At 64.6% G+C, this 24,821-nt stretch carries 25 protein-coding genes; 19 read left to right on the forward strand and 6 right to left on the reverse strand.

Annotation, left to right across the window (positions count from 1 at the left end; genetic code table 11):
* Positions 1–33 precede the first annotated feature (33 nt).
* The 10 genes from E3O23_RS14330 (at position 34) to E3O23_RS14375 (ending at position 9,548) form a co-directional block, all read left to right on the forward strand.
* Complete coding sequence (locus E3O23_RS14330; protein WP_134492121.1) at positions 34–939, forward strand: hypothetical protein; 906 nt, start codon at positions 34–36, stop codon at positions 937–939.
* Positions 930–2,378 (forward strand): sugar transferase, encoded by a 1,449-nt coding sequence (locus E3O23_RS14335; RefSeq protein WP_134492123.1) that lies wholly within the window; start codon positions 930–932, stop codon positions 2,376–2,378. Before E3O23_RS14330 ends, E3O23_RS14335 begins: the two co-directional genes overlap by 10 nt.
* 84 nt (positions 2,379–2,462) lie before the next feature.
* Entirely contained in the window at positions 2,463–3,257 is a 795-nt protein-coding gene (locus tag E3O23_RS14340) for a WecB/TagA/CpsF family glycosyltransferase (RefSeq protein ID WP_134492125.1), read from the forward strand.
* Between the two features lie 99 nt (positions 3,258–3,356).
* Entirely contained in the window at positions 3,357–3,893 is a 537-nt protein-coding gene (locus tag E3O23_RS18745) for an acyltransferase (RefSeq protein WP_166790529.1), read from the forward strand.
* On the forward strand, positions 3,890–5,017 hold the full coding sequence (locus E3O23_RS14350) for a glycosyltransferase family 4 protein (protein ID WP_134492129.1): 1,128 nt from the start codon (positions 3,890–3,892) through the stop codon (positions 5,015–5,017). The genes E3O23_RS18745 and E3O23_RS14350 overlap by 4 nt, the downstream gene beginning before the upstream one ends.
* Positions 5,014–5,868 (forward strand): glycosyltransferase family 2 protein, encoded by an 855-nt coding sequence (locus E3O23_RS14355; protein WP_134492131.1) that lies wholly within the window; start codon positions 5,014–5,016, stop codon positions 5,866–5,868. Before E3O23_RS14350 ends, E3O23_RS14355 begins: the two co-directional genes overlap by 4 nt.
* Positions 5,865–7,220 carry an O-antigen ligase family protein gene (locus E3O23_RS14360; protein ID WP_134492133.1) on the forward strand — a complete coding sequence of 452 codons (1,356 nt, stop codon included), beginning with the start codon at positions 5,865–5,867 and terminating at the stop codon, positions 7,218–7,220. Before E3O23_RS14355 ends, E3O23_RS14360 begins: the two co-directional genes overlap by 4 nt.
* Positions 7,217–7,810: an acyltransferase gene (locus E3O23_RS18600; RefSeq protein ID WP_134492135.1), complete on the forward strand. Its 594-nt coding sequence runs from the start codon at positions 7,217–7,219 to the stop codon at positions 7,808–7,810. The genes E3O23_RS14360 and E3O23_RS18600 overlap by 4 nt, the downstream gene beginning before the upstream one ends.
* A 38-nt stretch (positions 7,811–7,848) precedes the next feature.
* Positions 7,849–8,400 carry an acyltransferase gene (locus E3O23_RS18750; protein WP_206750964.1) on the forward strand — a complete coding sequence of 184 codons (552 nt, stop codon included), beginning with the start codon at positions 7,849–7,851 and terminating at the stop codon, positions 8,398–8,400.
* Positions 8,401–8,459: 59 nt separating this feature from the next.
* Complete coding sequence (locus tag E3O23_RS14375; protein WP_134492139.1) at positions 8,460–9,548, forward strand: CgeB family protein; 1,089 nt, start codon at positions 8,460–8,462, stop codon at positions 9,546–9,548.
* A 54-nt stretch (positions 9,549–9,602) separates the two neighbouring features.
* On the opposite strand, the gene E3O23_RS14380 is transcribed toward E3O23_RS14375, so the two are convergent.
* Both E3O23_RS14380 and E3O23_RS18890 read right to left on the reverse strand, forming a co-directional pair.
* Positions 9,603–11,105, reverse strand: a complete 1,503-nt coding sequence (locus E3O23_RS14380; RefSeq protein ID WP_134492141.1) for an oligosaccharide flippase family protein — start codon at positions 11,103–11,105, stop codon at positions 9,603–9,605.
* Positions 11,084–11,893 (reverse strand): alpha-1,2-fucosyltransferase, encoded by an 810-nt coding sequence (locus E3O23_RS18890; protein ID WP_134492143.1) that lies wholly within the window; start codon positions 11,891–11,893, stop codon positions 11,084–11,086. The genes E3O23_RS14380 and E3O23_RS18890 overlap by 22 nt, the downstream gene beginning before the upstream one ends.
* 148 nt (positions 11,894–12,041) lie before the next feature.
* On the opposite strand from E3O23_RS18890, the gene E3O23_RS14390 reads away from it, so the two are divergent.
* From E3O23_RS14390 to E3O23_RS14405, 4 genes are all read left to right on the forward strand, one after another.
* Positions 12,042–13,214: an acyltransferase family protein gene (locus tag E3O23_RS14390; protein ID WP_166790517.1), complete on the forward strand. Its 1,173-nt coding sequence runs from the start codon at positions 12,042–12,044 to the stop codon at positions 13,212–13,214.
* Positions 13,215–13,281: 67 nt separating this feature from the next.
* Positions 13,282–14,313, forward strand: a complete 1,032-nt coding sequence (gene gmd, locus E3O23_RS14395) for a GDP-mannose 4,6-dehydratase (protein WP_134492147.1) — start codon at positions 13,282–13,284, stop codon at positions 14,311–14,313.
* A 2-nt stretch (positions 14,314–14,315) separates the two neighbouring features.
* Complete coding sequence (locus E3O23_RS14400; RefSeq protein ID WP_134492149.1) at positions 14,316–15,320, forward strand: GDP-L-fucose synthase family protein; 1,005 nt, start codon at positions 14,316–14,318, stop codon at positions 15,318–15,320.
* A 91-nt stretch (positions 15,321–15,411) separates the two neighbouring features.
* A complete protein-coding gene (locus tag E3O23_RS14405; RefSeq protein WP_166790518.1) occupies positions 15,412–17,157 on the forward strand; it encodes a DUF4012 domain-containing protein in 1,746 nt (581 codons plus the stop codon).
* Between the two features lie 7 nt (positions 17,158–17,164).
* Here E3O23_RS14405 and E3O23_RS14410 read toward each other — a convergent pair whose 3' ends face one another.
* On the reverse strand, positions 17,165–17,641 hold the full coding sequence (locus tag E3O23_RS14410) for a GtrA family protein (RefSeq protein ID WP_134492153.1): 477 nt from the start codon (positions 17,639–17,641) through the stop codon (positions 17,165–17,167).
* A 65-nt stretch (positions 17,642–17,706) separates the two neighbouring features.
* On the opposite strand from E3O23_RS14410, the gene E3O23_RS14415 reads away from it, so the two are divergent.
* Together E3O23_RS14415 and E3O23_RS14420 are read left to right on the forward strand one after the other, a co-directional pair.
* Positions 17,707–18,597 carry a glycosyltransferase family 2 protein gene (locus E3O23_RS14415; RefSeq protein ID WP_134492155.1) on the forward strand — a complete coding sequence of 297 codons (891 nt, stop codon included), beginning with the start codon at positions 17,707–17,709 and terminating at the stop codon, positions 18,595–18,597.
* Entirely contained in the window at positions 18,594–20,099 is a 1,506-nt protein-coding gene (locus E3O23_RS14420; RefSeq protein ID WP_134492157.1) for a hypothetical protein, read from the forward strand. The genes E3O23_RS14415 and E3O23_RS14420 overlap by 4 nt, the downstream gene beginning before the upstream one ends.
* A gap of 21 nt (positions 20,100–20,120) precedes the next feature.
* Here E3O23_RS14420 and E3O23_RS14425 read toward each other — a convergent pair whose 3' ends face one another.
* Positions 20,121–20,801, reverse strand: a complete 681-nt coding sequence (locus E3O23_RS14425) for a hypothetical protein (protein WP_134492159.1) — start codon at positions 20,799–20,801, stop codon at positions 20,121–20,123.
* A 14-nt stretch (positions 20,802–20,815) separates the two neighbouring features.
* Entirely contained in the window at positions 20,816–20,962 is a 147-nt protein-coding gene (locus E3O23_RS18195) for a hypothetical protein (protein ID WP_166790519.1), read from the reverse strand.
* A 103-nt stretch (positions 20,963–21,065) separates the two neighbouring features.
* Between E3O23_RS18195 and E3O23_RS14430 the strand changes: the two genes are divergently transcribed.
* Both E3O23_RS14430 and E3O23_RS14435 read left to right on the forward strand, forming a co-directional pair.
* Positions 21,066–22,379 (forward strand): UDP-glucose dehydrogenase family protein, encoded by a 1,314-nt coding sequence (locus E3O23_RS14430; RefSeq protein ID WP_134492161.1) that lies wholly within the window; start codon positions 21,066–21,068, stop codon positions 22,377–22,379.
* Complete coding sequence (locus E3O23_RS14435) at positions 22,379–23,437, forward strand: LCP family protein (RefSeq protein WP_134492163.1); 1,059 nt, start codon at positions 22,379–22,381, stop codon at positions 23,435–23,437. Before E3O23_RS14430 ends, E3O23_RS14435 begins: the two co-directional genes overlap by 1 nt.
* A gap of 29 nt (positions 23,438–23,466) precedes the next feature.
* On the opposite strand, the gene E3O23_RS18200 is transcribed toward E3O23_RS14435, so the two are convergent.
* Positions 23,467–23,631, reverse strand: a complete 165-nt coding sequence (locus E3O23_RS18200) for a hypothetical protein (RefSeq protein ID WP_166790520.1) — start codon at positions 23,629–23,631, stop codon at positions 23,467–23,469.
* Positions 23,632–23,770: 139 nt separating this feature from the next.
* Between E3O23_RS18200 and E3O23_RS14440 the strand changes: the two genes are divergently transcribed.
* Positions 23,771–24,799, forward strand: a complete 1,029-nt coding sequence (locus E3O23_RS14440; protein ID WP_166790521.1) for an LCP family protein — start codon at positions 23,771–23,773, stop codon at positions 24,797–24,799.
* The last annotated feature ends 22 nt before the right edge of the window (positions 24,800–24,821 follow it).

Raw genomic sequence — 24,821 nt, forward strand, 5'->3', positions numbered from 1 at the left:
AGGGGTCGCAACAGCCGTAACCGCCGTGCTCTCATGCTGGTCGGGCTCGTTGTTTTCGTCCTTTTCGACATCGCCCTGGTCGCCTTCGCGCTGGGAGGCCCGCTCAAGCCTGCCTCGGTCGACGCCAACCCGACGGCGGTCGAGAATGTCGAGACCACGCCCACGCCACCCCCGGCGGTCGAGCCTGTCGAGACCCCCGTCGCCGCCGCAGTGCCCCCCACCCGCATCCTCTCCGCCCTCGACGGGACAACCGCCTGGCGGGCCAGCACCGCATCGTGCCCCAGGTCGCAGGCCAACCCCGAGCTGACCACCGACTCCGGGGCCACCTGGGAGAGGTCCAACGCGTCGATCAACACCGGCGCCTCGTCCATCCTTTCGATCAACGCCATCAGCGACTCACAGGCGTCAATGGTGACCCTGGCAGCAGACGGTTGTGCGCCTCAGCTCATCGGTACTTTCGTAGCCGGCGCCGAATGGGCGGACTTTCCTGACCGCCTCAGCGGCAACTGGTACGTCGACCCGTCCGACCGCGCCACCGTGCACAGTCCCGCCGGTTCCTTCAAGGCGCCCTGCGCGTCGGTCATCGCGCTCGCGCCCCGGACCGACGCCGACGCCGGCGTACTCTGCGCCGACGGCACAATCGCACGCACGAGCGACGGCGCAGCGGGCTGGGGCAAGTCGATTTCGCTTCCTGGCGCCGTCAATCTGGCTGTCTCGGGTGACGGGTACATCGTCGCAGCGGCGGGCCAGAAGGGATGCGCGGGCGTTCAGGTGCTGTCCACCTCGGAGGCCCTGGACGGATCGCTGACCGCGGACGGGTGCCGCGAAGTGACGTTCAAGCCGGGAGCAGTCGCGCTGTCCAGCGCTGAGGGGGTCGTGTGGCTCTGGGCGGGGGATACGTTCGCGCAATCCTCCGATGGGGGCGCCACATGGGGCTAGACGGTAACGTTCCCTCTTGGCAGCGTGATTACGCCCGCCGACTCTTCTTCGCCGACTTCGCAGCCGTTGCGGCTGCCATTTTCGGCAGCCAGATCCTGTGGTTCGGGTCTCGCCGAGCCGACTTGCGCGTTCCAATCGAGCGTGTCGCAGACTTCACCGTGGAATATACCTTGGTGTCAGCGGCCCTCGTCGTGCTCTGGATGCTTGCGTTGGGATTTTACGCAACGCGGGACCGTAAGATCATCGGGTCCGGCAGCATTGAGTACCGCCGCATCGTGGACGCAACTATGCGGTTGTTTGGGATGGCCGCCATCATGGTATTCGTTTTCAAGCTCGACCTGGCTCGCGGATACTTCTTGACCGCGCTCCCTGCCGGTTTGCTCCTTATCCTGGTAGGTCGGTGGCTGTGCCGTCAGTGGCTCATCGGGCGCCGCGCCCAAGGGCAATACGTGCACCGTGCCCTTGTGGTGGGGGAGAGGGTCAAGAGCACGCATGTTGCCGAGAGCATCCAGCGCGACCCAGCCGCTGGTCTCTACGTCGTGGGGGCGCTCACCGAAAACGGCACCATCAAGCATGACCTCATAGAGAGGGTTCCCGTGCTTGGCGATTTCACCGAAGTCCTTGCTGCTATCGAGCAGCTTCAGGTCGACACGGTTATCTTCACGGGCGCCGATAATTTTGGGCCGCGGCGGATGAGGGAACTGGGCTGGGAGCTCGAGTCGCGAAAGATTGACCTGATCATGGCCCCGGCCCTCACGGATATCGCCGGCCCGCGTATCCATGCCCGTCCGGTGGCAGGGCTGCCACTCATCCAGGTAGAGTTTCCGACGTTTGAGGGAGCCAAACACGGGGCAAAGCGAGCCTTCGACGTGATCGCCTCTGGCATGGGCCTCGTTCTTCTGAGCCCAGTTCTCCTGGGGATCGTCATTGCCATCCGGCGCGACAGTGACGGCCCCGCCCTATTCCGCCAGGACCGGGTCGGTCTCAATGGCGAGGGCTTCCGCATGATCAAGTTCCGCTCGATGGTCGCGGATGCCGAGGCGCAACTCCCCAGTCTGCTCGACCAGTCCGACGGAAACGGCATGCTCTTCAAACTGAAGGCGGACCCAAGAGTGACGAAGGTCGGCAGTGTCCTGCGCCGGTACAGTCTTGACGAACTTCCTCAATTGGTGAATGTCTTTCTTGGCGATATGGCTCTCGTGGGCCCTCGCCCGCCTCTCGTCAGCGAGGTTGAGGAATACGACGGCTGGGCGCAGCGCCGCCTCCTGGTGAAGCCGGGAATCACGGGCCTTTGGCAAGTAAGCGGGAGATCTGACCTCTCCTGGGAGGACAGTATCCGGCTCGACCTGTACTACGTCGAAAATTGGTCGCCGACCGGTGACGTGATCATTCTCTATCGGACGATTCGCGCTATCCTGCGGCCCGCAGGCGCGTATTGAAGGACACGCCCAACCCTCGTGGATGTCAAGGGGATGGACGAAAGATAGACTTGGTGTCTATTGGCGCGATGCGCCTGCAATTAAGTGGGTGCTGAGTTGAATTCGGGGATCAAGGAACTAGACCAGCGCGCCCAGCTTTCGCAATGGGTGGGTCCCGTTCAGTTCAGTTCGAGCAGCCCACAGGGAGCATGCGACCAGATCATTGCTCTGGCGCATGCGGGGCGTGGGCGTCACGTGCATCTGGCTAACGCCTACACCGTGGCTCTCGCCGATCAATCCGTGGACTATTGCGACATTCTTGCGGCGCCGGCAGTCAACTTCCCTGATGGCAAGCCAATTGGATGGATCTCGGCGCTCCGGCGACATGCCCCTAGGCTGCAACAAGTCCGTGGTCCGCAGCTCTTTCTCGACGTCTTCGATCAGGGCCGCGCGTCGGGCGTCAGGCACTTTCTCTTGGGATCAACACCGGAAGTATTAGCCGCGCTCGATCGCCAACTGAGGACGTTATTCCCGGGGATCGAGATTGCGGGCATAGAGAGTCCGCCCTTTCGTGCCCTGGCGAAAGCGGAATACTTGGATCAGGACGCTCGTATTCTAGCCAGTGGAGCCAACATAGTCTGGGTGGGGCTCGGGACGCCGAAACAGGATTTCGAGGCTGAGCGCCTCTCTCGCCAACTCCCGATTGTAGCCGTTGCCATAGGCGCGGCTTTTGACTTCGCCGCCGGCACGACCCGTCAGGCTCCCGCGTGGATGACTCGAGTGGGCCTTGAGTGGTTTTTCCGACTGATGAGTGATCCGCGGCGCCTGTGGAAGCGATATTTCTTCGGGAATGCAAGATTCTTGAAAGCAGTGCTGTCGGCGCCTGCCGCGACGGACTAGTTGACATGCGGCATCAAGGTGAGGCGCCCACTGTTGACCTCACCCTCGTCTATTGCGACGAAGGGGAGGTGGTTTGAAGTGTTGCGGCATTTAGGGAACATGGTTTTGCGGCGCCTCGCCGTTCGGGAAAACGTCGCAATTGGGTCCGGATTTCACGTGGGTCCTGGCTCCGTCGTGTGGGCGCCCCGGTCTCTGACGATCGGGAACGATGTGTACCTCGGCAAGAACGTGACCATTGAAATCGACGGGGAAATCGGTGACGGGGTCCTGGTTGCAAACCTTGTGGGGATTGTGGGCCGCACAGACCACGATCAGCTCGACCTTGGAGTAAGCATCCGACGGAGTAGATGGGTGGGTGACCACCCCGGTGAACTGAGCCAGCGAACGATCATCGGGTCCGATGTATGGATCGGATATGGCGCAATCATATTATCCGGGGTCACGATTGGTGACAGCTCAATCGTCGGATCCGGCGCCGTCGTTATCGGAGACATCCCAGCCAACTCTGTGGCCGTGGGCAATCCGGCGAGAGTGATAGGGCAGAGATTCGATCCCGACGAGCTCGCTCGACACTGGGACCAGCTGCGGGCGAGTGGTCACCGCCTTCTTAGCGGCCGACACGGGGCCGCGCATTGAGAGTTGCGATTATCCACCCATGGTTTCCGCAATACCGTGTGGCGTTCTTCGAACTCCTCGTGCGGCAGGCGGCGGCAGAAGGCATCGAAGTCCACATCTACCACGGTGAAACCCCCCGCGAATGGCGAGCCCGCCGGGACTCGAGCTCGTCGCCCCTGTTTCACCAGCTCGCGACGAGATTCCTCTCCATCCGCGGACGCGACTTGTCCCTCAAGAACCTCTCTCCTCTCTACGCACGGGGGCCATACGACCTGATCATTGTTGAACAAGCCGTCAGGAATATCGAAACCTATGGAATCGTCGCCAGACGCTTCAGGACTCCGGTCGCATTTTGGGGGCATGGACGCACCTACACAGCACGTGTCGGGAGGGCTCAGGAAGCCGCCAAACAGTGGCTAACCCGCCGAGGAGTGTGGTTCTTTGCATACACAGAGGGCGGCGCGGACGCAGTCGAGGCCCAGGGCTTCCCGCGAACTCGAACAACGATTGTCCAGAATTCCATCGACACAACGGCCCTGAAACAGCAGATCGCGAATGTCGAGGCGCCTGAACTTGACGCCTTTATTGCGCAGCACGACCTCAAAGGGAAGACGGCTATTTTCGTGGGCGGATTGGACGAATCAAAGCGAATTCCGTTTCTTCTGAGTGCAGCAGGGATCGCTCATTCACAAGACGAGGACTTCCGTCTTTTGATCGCTGGCAGCGGTGCACATAGCGCATTGGTGGAACAGGCTGCCAGCGATCACAGCTGGGTTAGGTATCTCGGTCCAGCCTTTGGGCTTGAGAAGGCGCAAGCCATGGCAGCGTCGCAGATTATCGCGATGCCCGGGCGCGTGGGCCTCATTACGGTGGACGGATTCGCCGCTGGCTTGCCCGTCGTGACGACTGATTGGCCGTGGCATGCCCCGGAATTTGAATACCTTGTGCACGGGGAGAATGCCGTAATCTCTGGCAACAGCATAGAAGGATTTGCTGCTGACCTGATTGCAGTGCTGAACGATGATGAGCGACTCCGGGAGATGCGCGCCTCCTGCCTTCTGGCGAGTGAGCGTTTCACCGTAAGAGCAATGGTGCAGAACTTCGTCCGCGGATTACACCTTGCACTTGAGCGGAGCAGCGCATGAGATTTGAAGTTATCGTCGCATGCCACAACAGGAGAGAGCTCACCCTTCATGCCTTCGAGCGTGCGCAGATCGCAGCGAGTGAGGCGAAGATTGAGGTCGCATTCACCTTGTATGACGATGGGTCTGTCGACGGGACCTCGGATGCCGTATCGGCTTCGCCACACGCGGTCCGAATCCTGCATGGTGATGGCACCGCCTTTTGGGCTCAGAGCATGGCTCTCGCAGAGGCTGCGGTGCTCGCGTCAAGCCCGTCGCAGCCAGGGACTTACCTCATTTGGCTCAACGACGACGTCATCCTGGATGGGAATGCATTTAGGACGCTGAGCCTTGCCATCGACGAGCACCCAAGCGCCGTGATTGTTGGTGCCATGCGCGATCTGTCCACTGGCGAAGTCACCTACTCTGGCATGCGCAGAAAGGGACGCCATCCACTCAGTTTTGAATTGGTGAAACCGAGTTCATTTTCGCAGCCCGTCGAGACGTTCAATGGGAATCTCGTGGCAGTGCCGTTGGGAATTGCTCGCACGGTAGGGGGAATAGACGGCGGCTTTTCACACGCGCTCGCGGACATCGACTACGGGTTGAGATGCGGCCGGGCCGGCGTGCCAGTCCTCCTGGCCCCGGGAACCTTGGGGACCTGTTCTCGCAATGCCACGTCTCCGCGTGCCTCGGCCCTCGTCGAATGGCGCGCATTCACGGGGCCGAAAGGCGGCGGCAACTTCTCGTCCCAGAGGCGGATCCTTCGAAAGAGCAACCGGCGCACCTGGCTCGTCGTTGTCGCGATCAGTTACGGACTCTGGTGGGTCCGGAGGCTCTCCTCCGTCCGGCCCGTGTCGAGGCTTACGTCGTGAGTTCTCTGTGGGACGGCATGCTCGGTGTTGGCGCCCTGGCCGGTTTGATTCTCTTCGTGGTTGCCGTGCGGCGTTGGCCGGTTGTCGGCGCGGTCGTCCTCGCGATCAATGTCTTGCTCGCTTGGGAATTTCCAAACGCGACCGCCTTAGCGGTAGTGGAGGGCAGGAGCATTTATTTCCTTGACGTTCTGGGGCTGGCTCTCCTTCTCGTAGGGCTTGCCGGCGTCAAGCAGTTGTTCAGGAACCTCGGATCTGTCGCCTGGCTGTGGCTAGCCTTTGGTCTGGTGCTCCTCGTATCACTAGCTCGTGGGCTGACGCAACTTGACCCGGGGGTGGCGGTAACCGAATTCAGATCCTTCTTTTACAACTTCGCCACGATCACCTGGGCAATGACGCTCGCGTGGAACCCGGCTCGAACACGCGTGCTTGTCGAGAAGTTTGCGCTGGCCCTGGGCTGGGGGCTGGTGGTCGTCGGCGGCTATCACTTGGCTCGATACGGACTCGGCTCTGCGTCCGCCTTTGTCGATGCGAGTACCGGTCTGAACCAGACTTCACGCCCGCTGGTCTCAGGGCAGGCGCTGATCCTGCTTATCTGCGCGGTTGTCAGTCTGTGGCTCTGGGGGCGCGATCGGAGGAAATCGGTTCTGCTTAGTTCGATCGTGTTCCTTGCTGTGGTGGTGGTTGTCCAACAGCGCACCGTGTGGGGGGTGGCTATCGCCGTGGCAGCCGTGATTTTCGTCGTCAGCAAGTCGAACACCAAGAGTGCAATGGTCGTTTTCGGGATCGTCGCGGCGTGGGGTGTCGGACTTGTCCTGGCCACTGGCGCGGCGGGCGATCTCCTGGCCCAGCTTGAGGATTCTGCCACAAATTTCGCCACGTATGACGCGCGCCTGACCAGCTGGGCCGACCTGATTGACCGCTCGATCTCGCACGGCTTCGAGCACGTCGCGTTCGGGGCGCCATTTGGGAGCGGCTATGGCCGCTTCGAGGGGGCCGGTCGTTGGGTGGAGTTCGCCCCACACAACTGGTACTTAACTGTATATCTGCGAGCCGGACTTCTGGGGTTCGCCCTGTTCGCGCTCTTCCTCATTCTCGTGCTGGTTAGGGCTCTGCGCACACGCGGGAACTCCGCAGCCATCGCGATCCTCGTCGCTTGCCTCGTCTACGGGTGGAGTTACTCGTGGTTGTGGTACACGGGAGGCCTACTGGGCTGGGCAATATCGCGTTCAACTGGCAGAGGCGAGCTGCCTCCCCGTAGTCGACCGACTCGACCGGCCGACCTGGTCCGACCGCCCCAGGGGCTTCCCCATAGGTACGAGCCACCGGGGTCAGTGCATGAAGGAGTACGATGAGGCGTTTGAAGACGGTCCTGCGCCGTATGGCGATGCTTCCCAGGCTGATCATTTTGCGGACGTCGGGCGTAAGCGTGGGCACAAATGTGCGCGTCTACGGGCGGGTGCGCATCCATCGAGCGGAGGGCAGCACGATATCGCTGGCCAGCAATGTTGTCCTGAACGCGGACGCGCGTCGCAACACATTGGAATCGAGAGGCCCAGTCATTCTGAAAACGCTGAGCCCCCATGCGCTGCTCAGCATCGGGAAGGACTCCGGTATGACGAGTGCCACCATAAGCTCGGCCAGTGAAATTTCAATTGGCGACCGGGTACTCATCGGCGCCGGCGTATTGATTACGGATTCCGATCATCACGTCGTTCGACCGCCAACGGGCATGCACCGGAGATATCTGGGCTTCCCGCCCGTACGCGCTGGAGATCGCGTGCGAATCGCAGACGATGTGTTCATCGGGGCGCGTTCTATCGTTCTCAAGGGAGTGAGTATCGGCGCGCGGTCCGTGATCGGCGCAGGTTCTGTTGTCGTGAACGACATCCCGCCGGACGTGATCGCCGCCGGCAATCCATGCCGAGTCTTAGGGACCCTCTGAGCCACTGCCAGGGGGACGATGAGTATGCAACCAAGGAGATGAAAGCCGCCATGCTAAAGAAGCTGAAGGTCGCGTATTGGAGACGGCGCACGATTCGACAGAATGTAACTGTTGGCGACAGGTTTGTCTTTGGCACTGACTCAGTCGTGTGGGCTCCGCGTAGTCTCGATATCGGAAACAACGTGAGTCTGGGATCGAATGTTCGCATCGAGGTTGATGGCAAGATCGGCGATGACGTCTTGATCGCGAATGGCGTCGGGATCGTAGGGCGGGAGGACCATGACATGGGTCAAGTCGGGGTTTCCATTCGCGACTCACGGTGGGTCGGGCGTCACGCGGATGACATGAGCCATGAGACGATCGTAGGCTCGGATGTCTGGATCGGATACGCCGCGACTGTACTTTCGGGCGTAACGATCGGGGACAGCAGCATCGTAGGTGCGGGCTCGGTTGTCACTAAGGACATCCCGGCAAACTCGATAGCGGTCGGCAACCCGGCACGCGTCATTGGCGCACGATTCGACCAGGAATCCTTCACACGACACTGGGCCGCGCTTCACCAAGCCGGGATTGCTCGAATGACGCCCTGACCTGTCGTAGCCCCCAGTCTCACCTCGAGAATCTCGAACAGAAAGCTGAATCACGCTTCATGGATCCGCTGCGAATTCTTTACGTCCCGAACGAAGCGGGCTCCTTCAGACAACTTGGCTTCAGGCGGCCGTTCGCCAACCTGCGGGGCGCAAACTTGATCGATGACGTCAGCGTGTTCAGTCTGCAATGGCGTATTCAGAACGGGGGGGATCCTGAAGGACACCGCCAGGACCTCATCGCACGGGTGGGCGCGTTCAGGCCGAACGTCGTTTTGATGCAGCACCTGGGGTCGACCGGTTTAAAGGACAGGCACTTCGAAGCTATGCGCGCGGCCTCAGATTTCGAGCTGGTGTACCACGAGGCGGATCCCTACAGCCGATTCCTGCATCCACTCCCTGTCGCCGCGAGGGCAGCCGGACGTGCGGCCAACGTCGTTTTCACAGTCGGGACGGGGACGTTTGCAGAGAACTTTCGTCGTACGGGTTCAACCGACGTGCGATGGGCCTCCCACGTGTTTGAGGCCGAGCGCTTCCGGCGCTCCCCTGTTAGCCAGGTGCCCTCGCGCGAGCACGACGTCGTCATCGTCGCCAACAGGAACACTCCTCGTTTTAGAGGGCACCCGAATTGGAAGGACAGAATCAGGTTTGTTTCCTACCTTCAGGAGCGATTCGGCGATCGGTTGGCCATCTACGGGAATGGCTGGACGGGCGTGGGCGCAATGGGCCCGATCAGTTTTTCGAGTCAGAGCGACGCTATTCGGTCCGCATGGGTCAGTGCGAACTGGGATCACTACGCCGCCGAGCCCAGCTATTTCTCCAATCGGCTGCCGATATCGCTCTCGGTTGGGTCCATCCACGCCACGACCTCTCACAAACTGTACGAGAACATTTTTCCGGAATTCACCAAGCGTTTTCTCATCTTCGGTCAGACTCACGAGCACCTGGCTGACTCAATCGAGCGGGTCCTTGCGGAAACCACACCTGCGGAGCGGATTCTTGCAGGCGAGAGCGCACAGGACTTCGCGTACGAGCACTACCGGCAGGACAACCAGTTGGTGGAGTTCCTCAATTATCGCGCTCGTCGGGTGAGCCCCGAGGCCGCAGCGGCTGCGTGGGACATCGACGCAACACCCCTCGAGGAACTCTAGGACCTGATTCCCTGGCGGGTCTCCGCGCGCGTCATGTTGACTCTCCGCGAGCGCTCAAGCGCGAAAGAGACTGTACCTGCGCATGATCTTCACGGGGGGCAACCGATCCCGCCACCTCCAGGCACAAGAGAGGACCAGGCCCACGGCGACCGCGTAGGGTATCCACAACCATGCAAGTGACGGGGCTAGATATGCGATGCGCGCGCCGGTCAGTGCAATCCCACCGATGATAATCGCACCAGCCGCTATTGCGGCGTAGTGGAGAAGCAGCCTGCGTATTGACAGGTAACCGGCAGCGCCGCAGAGCCAAATGTGCACCGCGTGCGTTGCGACCAGTCCGATGATCATCCCGATGAAGATCGGGGTCCAGTTATGGATGGCAATCGAGAGCAAGGCCGAGAGGCTGCTGACGACGACCATGGCCACCTGGCCCGCCCAAATCCAACGAAACCGGCCAAGCGCCTCCACTGCGCTCCACAGCATCATGACAAGTGCTTGCAGCCCTCCAATTATGGCTAGCGGAGCGGAGAGGGCCGCCGCGGTGCCCCACCCCGGCCCGAACAGGATCGGCACGACGTGTGGAAGGACGGCGGCCGCTGCTGCGCTCGCCGGAATCGATATCCATCCGACAAGCGCGAGTAGATCCGGCCATGCCGAATTGGCTCGCTTTGGATTTGCGATATCGTGACGGAATTCCGGGTATACGGCCTGAACCATGGCCGTCTGCACTTGCTGAAAAGGAACCGACGTGACAACAGCGGCACGGTTCCACTGTCCCAATTGAGCGGCGCCGAACGCGGTGGCCACTGTCCACGGACCGATGTTTCCGCTGAAGTACGAGAGCATGGATGCGACGGTAAGTTTCGAACTGAAACCGATCGACTCCCTGGCCCCGCGAAGTCGGGTGAGTCCAAGTAGCAGACCGTCGGACAGTATGAAGCCAGCGACGACCACCGTGATCTGAGAAGCGATAGGGGAGACGAGCAGGGAACTGGGCGTGCCCCAAGCAATGACCGCCACGGAACCTATTGCCATGCCGCCGAGGTTGGCGGCGACAGTCACTTCGGCGAGGCGACGGAACCTCCCGAGTCGGCGCATGAGCCCGCTCGCGAGCCCCATGCTCGGCGCAAGCAGGGCAGAAATGCTGAGCCATCGGATCGGATCAGTCGCTGCCGGAACCCCCCAGAGGGCGGCCCACAGCGGCGCAGTCAGGTACAAAGTGATACCACCTACCACCCCGAGGAGCACTGCGTAGGTCACCAACGCGCGCAGAGTCGTCGCCTCAAGGACGGCCATCCGTCCGACAGCCTGGCCAAGGCCACCATTCGCCAAAAGCATCACAAGGGCCGATACCGTCAACGCAACGCCATAGGCTCCGAAGCCCTCGGGCCCAACGAGGCGTGACGTGACTGCCGCGTAGGCGAATTGGGCCAGAATCGTGATGAGTTGGGCGCCGTAGGTCCAGGCAGCGGCGGACAGGAGGCGTCTGGAGCTATTCAAGTCGCCACGGGCACAGGTGCGGGCGAAGCGGATGCTTAGCGGGCAACAGTGAGCCATCCCGGCATGTCAAGGGGCGGAACGGCACCAGGCGTGAACGCCGCTGGGGCGATCACAGTGGGAGCCTCACGCTCCTGGAGGTTCGCGGCCCACCACGAAAAGGTGCTCCCCGAGAGAACGAGGAACTCGTGTCGCGACAGCGAGAGGAGATCATGCGCCGCACTCTGAGCCGGAGCATATTGTGCGCGAATCTCGAGATTCTCCCTGCACCAGGCGGGGTCGTCGGAAAAGACCGTAACGCCCTCAGCGGAAGGGAGCGCATTGGCACGAATGAGTCTATCGAGGGCGACTCGATAATACCTGGCGTCCAGGCTCGACTGCTGGCCCACCATGTCTCCCCGGCGCACATGCATGGCTATTCGAGTCGACGGCGCCGAAGATTCCATAATCGCCGGCAAGCTTTCACTTCGAAGTGCGCCAATGGTCTCTGCGACGGCAGACGGTGCCTGCCAGTATCCGTAATACCAGGCCGGCGTCTTGAGCTGAAGAGGGGTTGGGAGGCCGCCTAGATCAACCTCGCGCCACAACGTGCTGGGCCCAGCAAGCGTGCGCAGAACCCGTGCGGTGCGGGGGTATCGGCCTCCCGGGTATGGAAGTCGATTCAGCCAATCGGCGGTCTCGCCCAGAGACAGACCGAGCGCGGCCACCCCAAGATAATCCGGTCTGCTGCGGAACGCCGACAGATCGAATTTTGTGGGGTGTCCGGACTGGAGTTCGAGCCACTTCCCGAAGGAGTACTGGAACAGTTGGTTGCCGAGGCCACCGAGAAGCCCCACAACATTTTTCACTGTATTCGCTCCCGGATTTCACATGTGGATAGTCATGCGACCAAGGTCAGCCTAGCGTTGGCTACATTCGGCGAGGAGCGCCCCGCGCCCGGGGGCGGAAACCGTCGCTAAACTGAACGATCACATAAGAGAAACAAACGGAACACCCTTGGCCGATCTGAAAGTCACAGCTGAAAGCGCGGCGGGAGTGTCCAGACTGGACAGTCTCACGGGACTGCGTTTCTATGCCGCTCTTGTCGTCGTCATACTGCACGTAACCCGCGAATATGCGCCTGTGCCGCTCATTCGGGAGTTGTTTGCTCCGGGCGGGGTTGGCGTTAGCTTCTTCTTCATCTTGTCGGGGTTCGTGCTCATGTGGTCTATGCGTCCGAACTTGCCGAAGCGCGACTTCTATCGAAACCGGTTCGCCAGGGTCTATCCACTGCACTTGGTCACATGGGCGATGGCTGGCGTCGTCATTCTTGTCGGGGGGCTGTTCGTCGACCCGTGGGTCGCTCTTGCGTCCCTGGCTCTGGTTCAGTCATGGATTCCCCTGGAAGCTGTCTATTTTTCGATGAACGGTCCGAGCTGGTCACTTTCCGCAGAAGCGTTCTTCTACGCCGTCTTCCCCTGGGTCGCCCGGCCAATCCGGCGAGCCAGCACTCTTGGCCTGGCTCGAGGCATGTTTGGTCTCTATGCCGTGATTGTCGTAGTGACAATTGCCGGCCACATATTGCTCCGCGGAGGGCCAACCGTCGCTTTCTTTTACGTGAACCCGCTCTACCGCCTCTGGGAATTCCTCATCGGAATGTCCATTGCGGTTTTCGTGCAGAGGGGCTGGCGAACAAGGATTGGACTGCCCATCTCCCTTTCCCTCGTGTCGATGGTCTTTGTCGCCGTCGCGGGGCTTAATTTCCTAATCGAAAATGGTATCGGTCCAGTGAGCGTGCTCGGTATGCGCAGCCTGCCGAATGACATTACTTCCCTAATAATGGTGCCGTTCTTCGTCCTTCTAATAGGAAGTGCCGCAAGCTCTGACCTCCGCGGGAAGAGGTCGCACCTGCGGTCGCCGCTCTTGATGAGCCTCGGTAAGTGGTCGTTCGCGCTGTATTTGACGCATCTCCTGCTGGTCAGCCTTCTCTCAATGGTCGTACCTCGCGGAATGCCATGGCAGCTCTCAACGATCGTTGCGGTCCTCACTGTGCTGTCCGCCATCGGCATCTCAGCGCTCTTCTACAGGCATGTGGAGCACCCGCTCGAGGCCCGACTTCGTGCACCGCGTAAGAGAGCGCAAGAGGTCGCGGCCGTCGGCGAGGAAGAGCCTCACTATGCTGGAAACTGACAGACTTGGCAGCGAAGTGCGGTCGTTAGCTCGGCTATATATGTTGCAGAACACTAAAGGGGAACAAGTGGCACGGCGCGCGCTCATTACAGGAATCACCGGACAGGACGGTTCTTACCTTGCCGAATTATTGCTCGCGAAAGGGTACGAGGTCCATGGACTGATTCGCCGGGCATCGACATTTAATACCCACCGCATCGACCACTTGTATGTGGATCCCCACGATCCTTCGGCGAAGCTTTTTCTGCACTACGGAGACCTGAGCGATGGCGCACGTCTCGTGACCCTGCTGGCGGAAATCAAACCGGACGAGGTCTATAACCTGGCCGCTCAGTCCCACGTGCGCGTGTCTTTCGATGAGCCCGAGCACACCGGCGATACCACCGGCATGGGAACCATTCGGTTACTTGAAGCAGTTCGCATGTCGGGCATCGAGACGCGCTTTTACCAGGCTTCGTCGTCCGAGATGTTCGGCGCGACTCCGCCCCCGCAGAACGAGGACACTCCCTTCTACCCGCGCTCGCCGTACGGCGCCGCGAAGGTTTACAGCTACTGGGTGACCAAGAATTACCGCGAAGCGTATGGCATGTTCGCCGTGAACGGCATCCTGTTCAACCACGAATCGCCGCGCCGCGGAGAGACGTTCGTCACGCGCAAGATCACCCGTGCCGTGGCCGCCATCAAGGCCGGCAAACAGGACCACGTGTACCTCGGTAACCTGGATTCCATTCGCGACTGGGGCTACGCCGCAGAGTACGTCGAGGGCATGTGGCGCATGCTGCAGGTCGACGAACCGGAGGACTTCGTCCTGGCCACCGGCGGCAACTTCACCGTGCGCGACTTCGTTGAGACCTCCTTCAGGCACGCGGGCCTCAACTGGGAAGACCACGTCAAGTTCGACGAGCGTTACCTGCGACCCACCGAGGTCGACGCCCTCGTCGGCGACGCGTCCAAGGCGCGCGAGAAGCTCGGCTGGGTGCCGGCCGTCGACACCGCCGAGCTAGCGCGCATCATGGTCGACGCCGACATCACGGCCCTCGAACACTCCGGCCGACACTGGATCGACGAAGTCAAGCTCGCGAGCTGGGGGACCAAGTAGCCATGGGCGAGGCGCCCCAGAACGTCGTCGACGACCGCGATCAGGTTGTGTTCGAGCCCGGCCCGCTGGACCGGTCGTCTCGGTTCTACGTCGCCGGTCACCGCGGGCTCGTCGGGTCCGCGATCTGGCGGCGGCTCGAAGCCGAGGGCTTCACCGATCTCGTCGGCCGGTCATCGGCGGAACTCGACCTGAAGGACCGGGACGCGGTCTTCGCTTTCTTCGCGGAAACGAAGCCACGCTACGTCGTACTGGCCGCGGCGAAGGTGGGTGGCATCCTCGCCAACAACACCTACCCGGTCGACTTTCTCAGCGATAACCTGCGGATCCAGGTGAACGTGCTCGACGCTGCGGTCAAACACGGCGTCGAGCGACTGCTCTTCCTCGGGTCGTCCTGCATTTACCCGCGGCTTGCGCCGCAGCCGATCAAGGAGGAGTCGCTCCTCACCGGCCACCTCGAGCCGACGAACGACGCCTACGCGATCGCGAAGATCGCGGGCATCCTGCACATCCAGGCGATCCGGCGCCAGTACGGCCTGCCCTGGATCTCCGCCATGCCGACAAACCTCTACGGCCCCGGCGACAACTTCTCGACGACCGGCTCGCACGTGCTGCCGGCCCTGATCCGCCGGTACGACGAGGCGGCCAGATCGGGCGCCGCCAGTGTGACGAACTGGGGCACCGGAACCCCACGCCGCGAGTTCCTGCACGTGGACGACTTGGCCGAGGCGTGCCTCCACCTCCTCGAGCACTACGATGGTCCCGCCCAGGTCAATGTGGGCACGGGAACCGATGTGACCATTCGGGAGATCGCGGAAACCGTTGCCCGGGTCGTCGGGTTCGCCGGCGAAACGCAGTGGGACACAACCAAGCCCGACGGCACGCCGCAGAAGCTGCTGGACGTTTCCAAGCTCGCCGATGCCGGCTGGACCGCGCAGATCGGGCTCGAAGACGGTCTGCGCTCGACCGTGCAGTGGTACCGTGCTCACGCGGACTCGATTCGCCAGTAGGAGGCGCCGGCGGCAGCGCGAAAGCACATCGGCCTGCGGCTAGGGTGGAACGGCAATGGGAAAACGGGCGCAAGAGACGAAGAGACCACTGGTGCGAAGCTTCCGGCTCTGGGTTCCCGTGGGCCTCGGTGTGGTGCTGCTCGCACTCGGCGGTATCGCGTTCAAGGTCTCGTCGGATGTGCTCGAGGCGAAAGCTCAGCTCGAGGCGGCAATCCCGTTGGCGTCCACTGTGCAGAAGCAGCTGATGGCGGGCGACACCAAGGCGGCTTCCCGAACTGCAGGAGAACTCGAGCAGCGCACCGCGCAGGCACACGCGGCCTCGAGCGGGCGCCTTTGGCGCGGGCTGGAGTGGGTGCCGGTTGCAGGCCCGAACCTCGAGGCGGTACGCGTGGCCTCGACAGTGGTCAACGACCTCGCCGTCAATGCCATCGTCCCCGCGTCGTCGCTGAGCGTGGATCAACTGAAGCCGGTCGATGGCCGCATCAACCTCGAGGCCCTCGCTTCCATGGCCGGGACGGTTGAGGAAGCGCGTGCATCCGTCGATCGATCCGCGGCCCAACTCAAGAAACTCGACAGGAAACCGCTCCTGGGCCCCGTCGACTCGGGCATCGCCCGGCTCGATGCGTCCCTGGCCAAGATGGGCGGACTGCTCGAAGGCGTCGACAACGCGGTGCGGCTGCTGCCCCAGGCGCTCGGCGCGAATGGCCCGAAGAACTACCTCACGTTGTTCCAGAACAATGCGGAGTCCCGCGGCACCGGGGGGAACCCAGCCGCCGTCGTCATGCTGACCGCTGACCACGGGAAGATCGACATCACGCAACAGTCCTCCAGCACGGATTTTGTCAACGGCAAGCCCGAACCGATCATCCCGCTCGATCCGGCGACCGAAGCGCTCTATGGCGACAAGATCGGCCGTTACATCCAGGACATCACGCTCACACCGGATTTCCCCTACACGGCCGAACTCGCGAAGGCCTTCTGGGCTAAGACTTTCGATTCCAGGGTGGACGGCGTAGTCTCCTTCGACCCGGTCGCCCTGAGCTACCTGCTCAAGGCCACAGGCCCAGTCACGCTCCCCACCGGTGACACACTCACTGACGCGAACGCTGTGTCGCTGCTCCTCAATGAGGTCTACGGCCGCTACACGGATCCCCGTGATCAGGACGCCTTCTTTGCCGCAGCTGCCGGCTCCATCTTCGGGGCCGTCACCTCGGGCACAGGCGACACAGCCGCGCTCCTCACGCAGCTCTCGCGCGCGACCGACGAGGGCCGGCTGATGTACTGGAGCGGTGACGAGGCGCAGCGTGAAATCCTGGCCGACAGCCGCCTCTCGGGCACCCTTCCGGTGGACAATGCGAAGATTACGGTCGTGGGCGCGTACATCAACGACAACACCTCCTCGAAGATGGACTACTACCTCGATGTCGTCAATGATGTCGCCTCGACGCAGTGCCAGCCCGGTGCGCCCACGTTCACCGGGAGTGTCACGCTCACCTCGACGGTTGACCCGGCGAAGGCGTCCAGCCTGCCCGGCTACATCACCGGCAACATCTTCCGTCCCGGTGACATCAGCACCGACGTCGTGGTCTACGGCCCCGTCGGGGCAACCATCGACCGGGTCACCGTGAACGGCAAGAAGGTGAAGCCCTCCTACAGCGGGCAGCACCTGGGCCGCCCCGCGGTCAAGGTCCGGGTCTTCAACGTGCCCGGCGCGGTGCGGAAGATCGGCTACTCCATGACGGGCGCGGCGGGCACCTACGGCCCGCTCGAGGTCCGCGGCACCCCGATGGTGCGGCCGACCCCGGTCACGCTGTCCACGCCGGGGTGCAAGAAGTAGCGAGGCCTCAGGCGGCGGAGGCGGGGCCCGGCGTGACGGGCGCCGCGTCCCGTTCGCCGCGGAACACGATCAAGTGGTACAGCAGGAAGCGCACGAGCACGACGACGACAATGCTGGCCAGGTTGATCACATTCACCAGGATCGGCCCCGGCGACATGACCAGCCAGTTCTCCGCCATCCAGACACCGGCGGCGACAAGGAGCGCCCCGAGGCCGGTGCACACCGCGTTGACGCCGAGGAAGAGCATCGCTTCCAGAGAGCGGGTGTGCCGGCCGCGGTCCCGGAAGGTCCAGTCCCGATTGCCGAAGTACGCGTTGACCAGGGCCACGAGCGACGCGGCCACCTTCGCCCACACGACGTCCCAGCCGAACGCGAGGTAGAGCAGGTTGAACACGCCCACTTCGATGAGCGTGCTGAGCCCGCCGACGATAAGGAACCGGGCGCCCAGCCCGGCCAGGCGTCTCATCCGGGTTCGACTCATCATGGCTGCACTACGCTACTACGAGAGCCCGAGAATCACGCTTCGGGCAGCAATCCCAGGGAGACCACGTGCTGTTGCATCATCTTGCCGTGGTCATGCCCGCCCACAACGAGGCCGAAGGGCTCCCGGGGTTCCTCGCCGAGATCCGCGAACACGTGGCCCCGCTCGCCGACCGGGTGAGCGTCATCGTCGTCGACGACCTCTCCACGGACGACACGGTCGAGGTGCTGGCCGCGATCGGGCTCGACTGGCCCGGGCTGAGCGTGATCCCCTCCCCGGTCAACCGAGGCCACGGCCCCACCGCGCTGGCCGCCTACCGGGCCGCCCTGGCCCTCGGCCCCGACGTCATCGTGCATGTCGACGGCGACGGCCAGTTCGAGGGCAAGGACTTCCCCCCGCTCATCCGCGCCCTCGACGACGCCGACGTCGTACACGGCGTTCGGCAACATCGCACCGACCCCTGGTTCCGGCGCGTGCTCACGGCCTGTGTCGGTCTCGTCATCGCCCTCGCAACCGGCCGGCGCATCCCGGACGTGAACACGCCTCTGCGGGCCTACCGCCCGGCCGCGATCGCCCAACTGGTCGAGCTCGTGCCCGCAGGCGCCCTCGTGCCGCACGTGCACTTCTCCCTGGCGGAGAGCCGGCTCGGTCTCCGGGTGCGGTACGTGCGCGTGCGCAGCATCCCGCGCCGCGGCAGCGTGGCCAACGGCACGATGTGGGGCGACCAGCCGAAGCAGCCGATGCTTCCGCCTGCGCGGCTGCGGGACTTCAGCCGCCGGGCCGCCGTCGAACTCTGGCAGTACTCGTTGCGGCCGGGTCTCGACAAGCTCGACCACCGGGGAGTGCTGGACCACCGGGGCAAGCTCGAGCACCGGGGCAAGCTCGACGGCCGGGGCACGGTCGAGCACCGGGGCGAGCGGGCGGAGACCGACGCCGCCTCGGGTGCGCCTAGGCCGTGACGCGCTTACGCGGGGCGCTGTTTTCGCTGGCCCTGGCGCTGGTCGTGCTCGCCCACCTGCTCGTCGCCGCGCCGAGCCTGCTGGAGCTGCGCCTGTGGGAAGACGAGGCGTTCAACCTAACCGTGCCGCTGAACCTGCTCCGCGGACTCGGCTACACGAGCGACGGCACCCTCTCGGGCAGCCAGCTGACCCCGTTCGATGCGCGCATTTCCACCGGCCCGGTCGTGCTGCTGCCCGTCACGGCGGCGCTGGCGACCGGCGCGGACCTGGTCCTGGCCGGGCGGGCCGTAATGCTCGTCTTCTACGCGGCGCTGCTCGCCGGGCTGTGGATCGTCGGTCGACGCGTCGGCGGCCGTTGGGCCGGCCTGGCCGCCGTCTCGGTGCCGTTGGCGCTCAACACGAACGGCTCTGCGTCGCCGCTGCAGGGTCCGGCCGACATCCTCGGGGAGATTCCGGCGGCTGCACTGATCGTTTTCGCCCTCGCCACCTTCCGTTCGCGCCCGTGGCTCGCCGGCCTGCTGCTGGGCCTGGCCGTGCAGTGCAAGACGATCGCGCTGCTCGCCTTTCCCGCGCTCCTGCTCGCCGTGTTCTTCACGGAACCGGGCCAGACGGTCCGGCAACGGCTTCGACGGACGCTGCCGATGATCGGGATGGCGGTCGTTCCCACGGCGCTCTTCGAACTGTGGCAGCTGGTCGCGCTCGGTCCGGCCGGGTTCGCCCTGGCGACCCGGAACTTCATCGGGTTCCTCGTCAAGGGCGGCCAGACGGGCTATTTCCCGCCCCTGGACAAGCTCGTGGCGCTGTTGTCGGCCTGGCGGTTGCCCTTGGTGGTCGTGGTCCTCGTGGTCATCGGCGCGATCGCCCTCGGCGTCTACATCGTGCGGCTCGCTCGCCGAGGGGCGATCTGCCTGCCGGCCGGCGCAGGCGAGGACGCTTCCCCGCGGGAGCTCATCGTGTTGCTGGGCGCCGCGGCGTTCGGGGTGCTGACCTGGGCGGCGTGGTGGATCGCCTCCGCGCACACGCCGGTCTGGATCCGGCATCCGTCGCCCGGGCTGTTCGCGTTCCTGCCGGTGCTCGCGGCTTATGTCGTTCTCGCCCTCCGGGTGCTCCTCGGGGCGCCGCAGGCGCGCCCGCGTATCGTCGCGGCGGTGGGCGCCGTTGCGCTCGCCGCGGTCCTGGTGCTGCCCGCCGCGGTCCACGCCTCCGATGCGCGCGCTGGCCGGCATGAAACGCTGGGCGATCAGCGCGCGGCAGCCGCGGGGATCGCCGCCGTCCACCAGCCGTGGCTGGCCGGCGCCTGGGGCGGTTCCGTGAGCGTGACGGTGATGTCCGGTGCTCACGCCGCGCTCACCGATGCGCCCCAAGTCGGTGACACAACGCGCATCTGGTCGGTCCGAGACCACCCGAACCGTGCGGCGTTCGACGAATGGCTGGGCGTACACTGCGGGCGGGAACTGCTCGCCACGCATGGCTACGTCGTCTGTGCGGCGCCGCCGGGCTGACGTCCGGCTGAGCCGACGGAGTCAGCGGCGGCGGAACGGGCCTGCGGACACTCGATTCGCCCAGCGCGTGCGGTGCAACCAGGTTCCCATGCCGAGCAACGCGGCGACAGCGAGGCTGCCGCCGAGGGCAATCACCGCGAGCGTGGGGGTGCCCGAACCGGCGATGGGGCTGGTGTAGTCCACGTTCCAGGCCGCGACGACCGGGGCGGGAGCTTCGGTTGGGGCCGGCGTCGGGACGAGCGCGGACGGGCGGTTCGGCTTCACCGCGGGCTTGGCGACACTCGGCATGCTCTCTTGCGGGTCTCCAACGGTGGGCTCTTCGGAGAAGCTGGAGAAGCCGCCGGCAGGACCGGGCATCCACTCGGACGGCTGCGGAGCCGGGTCCCCGGGAGTGCTGGGCCGCGGGCGTGACGGCGTGGGGGTCACCGCTTCAGGAGCCGGCGGCAAGTCGACGGCAGGCTCTTCGCTCGGCGGGAGCACCGTACCGGGGGAGACCGTGTCGTCGGCGGGATCTGGCACGACCTCTACCGGTGGCGTCACCGGGTCGGGCGTCACCGGGTCGGGCGCGGGTGGCGCCGGCTCTGTGGTCGGCAGGGGCGGTGCGACCTCGGCCCACGCCGTGAGCGCAGGCGAACCGAGCGCGAGCGCGATCGCGAGTGCGACAGCGGCGAACGCAGGCCCCCCGCCTGCTGATCTGGTCATCTGCGCGGCCGGACCTACAGGTCCATGGTCAGCGCGGCCCAGCCGACGACGCCCGCGGACGCGGCGGCGGCGAGCAGGAAGGAGTACTGCAGCCACTTCCGGCTGCGGCCCCGTCGCAACAGGGCCTGGTGGCCCCTTTGCTCGGGGCGGATTTTCGTCACGCCCGAGCTTATGGGAGGAGAGATCGCCGCAGCCAGCCCGGGCCACCCCCAGAAAGGGGAGGCGGTTGGCACCGGATAGGCTCGACTCTATGGGGAATTTCGCATGAGAATGTCCGTCATCGGCTGTGGCTACCTGGGTGCGGTGCACGCGTCGGCGATGGCCGAGCTGGGGCATGACGTGATCGGGATCGACGTCGACCCCGACAAGATCGCCCACCTGGCCCAGGGCCGGCCGCCGTTCTTCGAGCCGGGGCTGTCCGAGGTGCTGACCTCGGCCATGAACTCCGGGCGACTCCGATTCAGCACGGACATCGCCGATGCCGCCGGCGCCCAGGTGCACTTCGTCGCCGTCGGAACCCCGCAGAAGCAAGGCAGCCACGCCGCAGACCTCCGCTACGTCGACGCCGCGATCAAGTCACTGCTGCCGCACCTCGCCGCCGGCGACCTGGTCGTGGGCAAGAGCACCGTTCCGGTCGGCACCGCGGCCCGCCTCGCCGAGATGATCGCCGCCTCCGGCACGGGGGCCTCGCTGGCCTGGAACCCCGAGTTCCTGCGCGAGGGTTTCGCCGTGCAGGACACGGTCAGCCCCGACCGCCTCGTCTACGGCGTGCCCGGCGGCGACGCGGGGGAGCACGCCACGGCCGTGCTGAACGAGGTCTACGCGTCCGCGATCGCCGCCGACACCCCGCTCGTGGTCACCGACTATGCCACGGCCGAGCTCGTCAAGGTCGCCGCGAACGCGTTCCTCGCCACCAAGATCAGCTTCATCAACGCGATGGCCGAGATCGCCGAGGTTTCCGGCGCCGACGTCACCCAACTCGCGGATGCCATCGGGTTCGACAATCGCATCGGCCGCCGCTTCCTGAACGCCGGCGTCGGCTTCGGCGGCGGCTGCCTGCCCAAGGACATCCGCGCCTTCACCGCCCGCGCCGAGGAGCTCGGCCGGGGCGAATCGGTCGCCTTCCTCAAGGAGGTCGACGCGATCAACCTGCGCCGGCGCCAGCGGGTCGTCGACCTCGCGGTCTCCGCGCTCGGCCGGCCGGTGCACACCGCCAAGGTCGCCGTGCTCGGGCTGAGCTTCAAGCCGCATTCCGACGACGTGCGCGACTCCCCGGCGCTCGACGTGGCCGTGCAGCTGCGCGGTCTCGGCGCCGACGTCGTCGCCACCGACCCGCAGGCCATCGAGAACTCGCGGGCGCGGCATCCGCAGCTGAGCTATTCGACCGACCTCGAGGAGACCCTGCGCGGCGCGGATGCCGTTGTCCTGGTCACCGAGTGGCCCGAGTTCCGGGAGCTGGACCCGGTGTGGGCAGCGACGCTCGTGCGCACCCCGACCATCATTGACGGACGCAACACGCTCAACGCGGCCGCCTGGCGCGCCGCGGGTTGGACCTACCTGGGATTGGGACGACCCTGATGACTGACATCTTCTCCGGCCCGGCTTACGAGCCCCAGCCCAAGACCAGGCCGCAGCCCTCGCGCAAGAAGAAGGGCTGGATCATCGCCCTCGTTGCCGCAGGGGCCGTCGTGCTCCTGGTCGCCGGAGGGGCCGGCGTCTACGCCTGGACGCTCAGCAGCACCTTCGACAACAAGACCGAGAAGATCGCCGACGCCTTCCCGAAGGACGATGCCGCGCGCCCGCCCGTGCTGGAGGGAGTTGCGTCGAAGGCGCAGAACATCCTGCTCCTGGGCTCCGACACCCGGGGGTCGATCGGCACGTCGCTCGCCGAGGCCGGCGGGGCGCGCACCGACACGATCATGGTGGCCCACATCCCGGCCGACCGGAAGAACATCTACGTGATGTCGATCATGCGCGACAGCTGGCTGGAGATCCCCGGGCACGGCAAGGCGAAGGTCAACGCCGCCATGGCGTTCGGGGGAGTGCCGCTTGCCGTCGAGACCATCGAGAGCTTGCTCGGCGCGCGGATCGACCACGTGGCCATCGTCGACTTCACCGGGTTCAAGGGCGTGACGAACGCGCTCGGCGGCGTCGATGTGGACAACCAGGTCGCCTTCAACTCCTCGCACATGAAGGGCCACTACTTCGCGCAGGGCCCAAACCACCTGAACGGAACGGAGGCGCTCGCCTTCGTGCGGGAGCGCTATGGGTTCCGCGACGGCGACTTCCAGCGCGCGCGCAACCAGCAGGCCTTCATCAAGGCCGTGCTGAAGACCACCCTGAGCGCTGAGACCCTGACCGATCCGGGCAAGATCAGCGGGCTGGTCGGCGCCGTGGCGCCCTTCCTCGCGGTCGACGAAGGACTGAACTCCGCCTACGTCGCCGGCCTCGGGGTGGAGATGCGCGACGTCCGCGTCGGCAACGTCACGTTCTTCACCATGCCGACCAAGGGCACGGGCACCGAGGGCGGCCAGTCGGTCGTGAACATCGACTGGGACAAGCTCGCGCTCGTGCAGAAGGCCTTCCAGACCGACACCCTCGACCTGTATCAGCCCGAGGTGCAGACGATCGGTTAAGCCGCGCGCTCAGAGCGGCGACCTGCAAGCTACATAACCATGTGGCGGTGCCATTCCGCCTTGTGATCGCGGGAGCAGAATCCGTAGGTGCCGTAGCTGGGAACGGGCCCGGCCGACGCTCCTCCGCAGAGGGCGCAGGACCGCATCAAGAGGCCCCTCATGCGCAGGACGAAGAGGTGGAGTCGGGTGCGCATGAGACCCACTCTAGGTGCGACGGGGCGGCGAACATGAATCCGACTCGACACTTCATTGACAGGCTGGGCGGGCGGAATACTCTGAATGAGACTGCTGACGAGCCGTCGGGTGGGCTCACAACGGATTGTGGGGTGCCCTGTGACGCACGCGATGTCTCCGCGCGAGGCGGCTGCCGGGCCCGCCCGCAAGCGCAGAACCTGGCGGGTCGCGCTCATCGGCGTCGGTGCGCTGCTTCTCGCCGGCGGCATCCTCGGCGCCTATGCGTGGTTCCTCAGCAGTACCTTCGACACGCAAACGGAGAAGATCTCGGAGGCCTTTCCCCGCCCCTATTCGCTCCGCCCTCCCGTGCTCGAGGGCGAGGCGGCCAAGGCGCAGAACATCCTGCTGCTCGGCTCCGACACCGGCAGGCCGAGCGGCGGCTCGGTCGCAGCCCTCGGTGCCCGGCACTCCGACTCGGTCATCGTCGTGCACATCCCGGCCGACCGGGCGCACATTTACGTGCTGTCGATCCTGCGGGACAGCTGGGTCGACGTCCCCGGGCACGGCCAGGCGCGGATCAACGCCGCACTGTCCCTCGGCGGCGTGCCGACCGCGGTCGCAACGATCGAGGGCCTGCTGGGCGCACGGATGGACCATGTGGCCATCGTCGACTTCACCGGCTTCCGGGGGGTCACGGATGCGCTCGGCGGCGTCGACATCGACAACCCGGTGGCGTTCAGCTCGAGCCGCCTCGAGGGCCGCTACTTCAAGCGGGGAACCCTCCATGTGAACGGAACGGAAGCCCTCGCCTTCGTGCGTGAGAGGCACGCGTTCCGGGACGGCGATTTCCAGCGCACCCGAAACCAGCAGGCGTTCATGAAGGCCCTGATGACCGAGGTGCTGAGCGCGGGAACCCTCACCGACCCCGGCAAGGTCAGCGGCCTGGTCGGCGCCGTCGCGCCCTTCCTCGCGGTCGATCCCGGTCTCAACTCCGCCTACCTGGCCGGACTCGCGCTCGAGTTGCGCGAGACGCGAGCGGACGACGTCACGTTCTTCACCGCGCCGGCCAAGGGCACAGCCATCGTGGGCGAGCACCCCATCGTGAAAATAGACCCGGTCAAGTTCGCGGCGCTGCGGGAGGCTTTCACGGAGGACACCCTCGACGCCTATCTGTCAGCCCCCCAATAGGGGGCTGAAACGCACCGCCACG

This window comes from Cryobacterium tagatosivorans (genome assembly GCF_004402215.1).
Taxonomy (GTDB): domain Bacteria; phylum Actinomycetota; class Actinomycetes; order Actinomycetales; family Microbacteriaceae; genus Cryobacterium; species Cryobacterium tagatosivorans.